This is a genomic window from Pseudomonas sp. PB103 (assembly GCF_009764635.1).
GTDB lineage: Bacteria > Pseudomonadota > Gammaproteobacteria > Pseudomonadales > Pseudomonadaceae > Aquipseudomonas.
In genome coordinates, this window is the sequence record NZ_RWIL01000165.1 from 1 (window position 1) to 4,300 (window position 4,300).

The following is a 4,300-nucleotide window of genomic DNA, read 5'->3' on the forward strand; positions in this document are numbered from 1 at the left end:
GATCTTTTGATCTTGCTTCTTAAAATAAAGATCAAAAGATCGCAGCCTGCGGCAGCTCCTGCATGGGTTACGTTGTGCGAGTTCAGTAGAGGCCTGGGATGAGGCGCCAGCTGCGTGCGCAGTACGCGTCATATTCAGCGCCGAACTGCGCGCGCAGCAGGGCTTCTTCGGAATGAATGCGGGCGATCAACGGAATCAAGGTCAGCGCCGCCAACAACAGCCCGACGCTGGAACGAAACGCCAGCGCCCAGCCCACGGCATTCACCACCAGGCCCAGATAACTTGGATTGCGCAGGTGCTGGTAGATCCCGTCGGTCACCAGGCGATGCCCCGGCTGGATCGCGACCAGACCACTGAACCGTCGCCCCAGTACAAACACCGGCCACAGCCGCAACGCGCCGCCGACGATAAACAGCAGCGCCCCCAGCCAACGCACGCCTTCGCCGCCAAACGTCCAAAAATTGATGCGGTCGCAATAGGCCGGCAGAAAACCACTGATCAAACCGATGACCCCGAACGCCGGAAGCACCCAGCGATTGGCCCGGTCCTCGCGTTCGCCGGAACTGAGGTTGACCTCGGTAAACAATGAAGCCACCACCATGGCCACGGTCGCCAGCACCACCAGCACCAGCGAGCCGTGGGAGAAAAACATCGCCACGCCACCGATCCCCCACACCGCCAGGCCCAGATAGGCGAGGGTGGCGAGCACCGCGACCACGGTCATTTGCGCTGACATTCTCATGGCGATCTCACGACAGGCTGCTGATCCATTCAGTGTAGGAGCTGCCGCAGGCTGCGATCTTTTGATGGCGTTTTTTAAAGCAGGATCAAAAGATCGCAGCCTTCGGCAGCTCCTACAGGGATTGGCGGCGTACGCTTACCGATGAACCTTTGGGACGGGCTTGCCCGCGATGAGGGCCGTTCAGTCAGGGGAAATCTCACTACCGGTCAAAACCGTGCGAAAGGTTTCTACCAAGGGCCGCAAATTGATCCGGTGCCACGCTGCCCATAGCGGTGTGGTAAACGCCAGCCACGGCACTTCGCGCAGCACCACGCCCGGTGGCGCGTTATGGCTCAAGCCTTTCTGAATCATCGCAATCCCCAGCCCCGATGCCACCAGTCCCAGCGCCGTGAACGGCTCGGTCGCCTGCATGCGCACATCCGGCGTGAAGCCTGCGCGGATGCACGCGCTGACAAACTCATCACTGGCATCCTGACGCGGCTGCACGCCGATCCATTCCTGCCCGGCCAGGTCCTGCGGGCTCAACACGGCTTGCTGCGCCAGCGGATGCTGTTCCGGCAATGCCAGCAGCATCGGATCATCCAGCACCTGAAAACCCAGCAGATCCGGGTCGTCATCGGTCGGCGGCTCACTCACCAACGCAATATCGAGACTACGCTGTCGCAGGCCTTCAAGTTGTTCGGCCGAACTGAGGTTGTACAAGGCGACATGCACATTGGGCCGATCAACGCGCAACACGCGCAGGGCATTGGGCAAAACCCCGGCGTGCATGGCGTTCTCGATGTAGCCGATGCACAGGCCGCCTTCTTCACCACGGCCCAGGCGCTTGCCGAGGGATTCGAGGCGATTGGCGTGGGTCAGCAGGGCGCGGGTTTCGGCGAGGAAGGTCTGGCCGTCGCGGGTCAGGCGAATGCGCTGTTGGCTGCGCTCGAACAGGGTCAGGCCCAGGCGTTCTTCGAGCTGTGCGATCTGCCGGCTCAGGGGCGACTGGGAAATGTGCAGCCGTTCGGCGGCGCGGCCGACGTGTTCTTCCTCGGCGACGGCGACGAAGTAGCGCAATTGGCGGATGTCGATCATGTAAGACCTATAGGGACTCAAGTGCTGCGCATTATGTCTTGGACGGTCTCGGTGTCGCAATCTAGGATCTGCTCAACGGTCACGCAGACCCAGAACCTGTGAGGAACATCCAATGAGCTTGAAAGACAAACTGCCCGGCCAACTGGGCTTTGGCACCGCCCCACTGGGCAACATGTTCCGGGCAATTCCCGAGGAAGAAGCGCAAGCCACTGTGCATGCCGCGTGGGATGCCGGCGTGCGCTACTTCGACACCGCGCCGTTCTACGGCTCGGGCCTGTCGGAAATTCGCCTTGGCGAAGCCTTGAAGCAGTACAACCGCGACGACTACGTGCTCAGCAGCAAGGTCGGCCGGGTAATTCTCGACGAAGTCGAAGACGCCGCTGCCCGTGATCTCGGCGAAAAAAGTGGTGTGTTCGAACACGGTCGCCCGAACAAGATCGTCAACGACTACAGCGCTGACGCGACGATGCGTTCGATCGAAGACAGTCTCAAGCGCTTGCAAACTGATCGCCTCGACATCGTCTGGGTGCACGACATCGCCCAGGACTTCTACGGTGATCAATGGCTGGAATACTTCAATCAGGCCCGCACCGGCGCGTTCAAAGTGCTGACCCGTTTGCGCGAAGAAGGTGTGATCAAGGGCTGGGGTTTGGGCGTGAACAAAGTCGAGCCGTGTGAACTGACCCTCGACCTGACGGAAGCGCAGCCTGACGGGTTCCTGCTGGCCGGTCGCTACACCTTGCTGGATCACGAACGTCCCCTGCAACGGCTGATGGATTCGGCGCTGGCACAGAACGTTGAAATCGTCGTCGGCGGACCGTACAGCTCGGGGATTCTGGCCGGTGGTTCGCACTTCGAATACCAGAAGGCCAGCCCTGAGATCATCGCCAGGGTGGAACAGATCAAGCGCATCGCCGCGGCCTACAACGTCGATGTAAAAGCTGCCGCACTGCAATTTTCACTGGCCAACCCAGCGGTCGCGGCGGTGATTCCCGGTGCAAGCAAGCCGGGGCGGATTGCTGAAGATGTGACGGCGTTGTCGGCGGTCATTCCTGCCGGGTTCTGGCAGGCCTTGCGTGACGAGAAACTGGTTTCTGAACGGGCGCCGTTGCCGGATCAAAAGATCGCAGCCTTCGGCAGCTCCTACATGGGAGGTGTGTAATGAAGATCGATTTGGGTGGCAAACTGGCGATTGTCAGCGGCAGTACGGCGGGCATTGGCCTGGGCATCAGCCAGTCATTGGCTGAGGCGGGGGCCACGGTGGTCGTCATTGGCCGTGACGCCGGCAAGGTCGAACAGGCGCTGGCGAGCATTCGCGAGAAAGTCCCGGCTGCACAATTGCGCGGTTTGACGGCGGATTTGGGCACCGCCGAAGGTGCGCAAAAACTCTTTGCCGCTGAACCGCGTGCCGACATTCTGGTGAACAACCTCGGCATCTTCGACGCCGTCGATTTCTTCGAAGCGCCGGACAGCGAGTGGACACGCTTCTACGAGGTCAACGTGATTTCCGGCGTGCGCCTGGCGCGGCATTATGTGCCGGCGATGGTCGAGCAGGGCTGGGGCCGGGTGATCTTCCTGTCCTCGGAATCCGGCGTTGCCACACCGGCCGACATGATCAACTACGGCGTGACCAAAAGCGCCAATCTGGCGGTGTCCCACGGCTTGGCCAAACGTCTGGCTGGCACCGGGGTGACGGTCAATGCGATCCTGCCGGGACCGACCTTCACCGATGGCCTGCAAGACATGCTCAAGGATGCCGCCGCCGAATCCGGGCGCAGCCTGCGTGATGAAGCCGACGCCTTTGTGCTCAAGGCCCGCCCGACCTCGATCATCCAGCGCGTGGCGGATGTAGAAGAGGTCGCGCATCTGGTGACCTACATCGCTTCGCCCCTGTCTTCGGCCACCACTGGCGCAGCCTTGCGCGTCGACGGCGGCGTGGTCGATAGCCTGACTATCTGAATTGTTCAAGAGAGACGTTTATTTATGCCTATAGCATCTGCAACCATCGACATCCCGGCTTCGGCCGATCAGGTCTGGCAATTGATCGGCGGCTTCAACACGCTGCCGGACTGGCTGCCGTTCATTCCCAACAGCGAACTGAGCGACGGCGGGCGTGTGCGCACCCTGCAAACCGCTGACGGCGCCGTGGTGGTCGAGCGCCTGCAAGCGTTCGACAATGCCGCGAAGACTTACAGCTATTCGATCGAACAGGCGCCGTTCCCGGCCACTGATTATCTGGCAACGATCAAGGTCGAAGCCCAGGGGCAGGGCGCCCGGGTCACATGGTCGGGCCGCTTCAACGCCAAAGGCGTGAGTGACGAAGAAGTGGTGGCGCTGTTCAACGGCATCTACCAGGGCGGCCTTGAAGCGCTGCGCGCCAACTACCCCGCTTAATCATCCAACACAAAAACCTGTGGGAGCTGGCTTGCCAGCGATGGCGGTGGGTCAGTCGCCAATGGAGGTGACTGAACCACCGCTATC

The 4,300-nt window shown here is 61.2% G+C and carries 5 protein-coding genes; 3 read left to right on the forward strand and 2 right to left on the reverse strand.

Annotation, left to right across the window (positions count from 1 at the left end; all coding sequences use genetic code 11):
• Positions 1-82: 82 nt before the first annotated feature.
• Positions 83-742, reverse strand: a complete 660-nt coding sequence (locus EJA70_RS28975; protein WP_158835874.1) for an isoprenylcysteine carboxylmethyltransferase family protein — start codon at positions 740-742, stop codon at positions 83-85.
• Between the two features lie 180 nt (positions 743-922).
• Positions 923-1,819 (reverse strand): LysR substrate-binding domain-containing protein, encoded by an 897-nt coding sequence (locus EJA70_RS28980; protein ID WP_158835877.1) that lies wholly within the window; start codon positions 1,817-1,819, stop codon positions 923-925.
• Positions 1,820-1,931: 112 nt separating this feature from the next.
• On the opposite strand from EJA70_RS28980, the gene EJA70_RS28985 reads away from it, so the two are divergent.
• From EJA70_RS28985 to EJA70_RS28995, 3 genes are read left to right on the forward strand one after another with little or no spacing between them, the layout of a single operon-like run.
• Positions 1,932-2,981, forward strand: a complete 1,050-nt coding sequence (locus EJA70_RS28985; protein ID WP_158835880.1) for an aldo/keto reductase — start codon at positions 1,932-1,934, stop codon at positions 2,979-2,981.
• Entirely contained in the window at positions 2,981-3,778 is a 798-nt protein-coding gene (locus tag EJA70_RS28990; RefSeq protein WP_158835883.1) for an SDR family NAD(P)-dependent oxidoreductase, read from the forward strand. The genes EJA70_RS28985 and EJA70_RS28990 overlap by 1 nt, the downstream gene beginning before the upstream one ends.
• A gap of 24 nt (positions 3,779-3,802) precedes the next feature.
• Positions 3,803-4,213 carry an SRPBCC family protein gene (locus tag EJA70_RS28995; protein WP_158835886.1) on the forward strand — a complete coding sequence of 137 codons (411 nt, stop codon included), beginning with the start codon at positions 3,803-3,805 and terminating at the stop codon, positions 4,211-4,213.
• Positions 4,214-4,300: the final 87 nt, after the last annotated feature.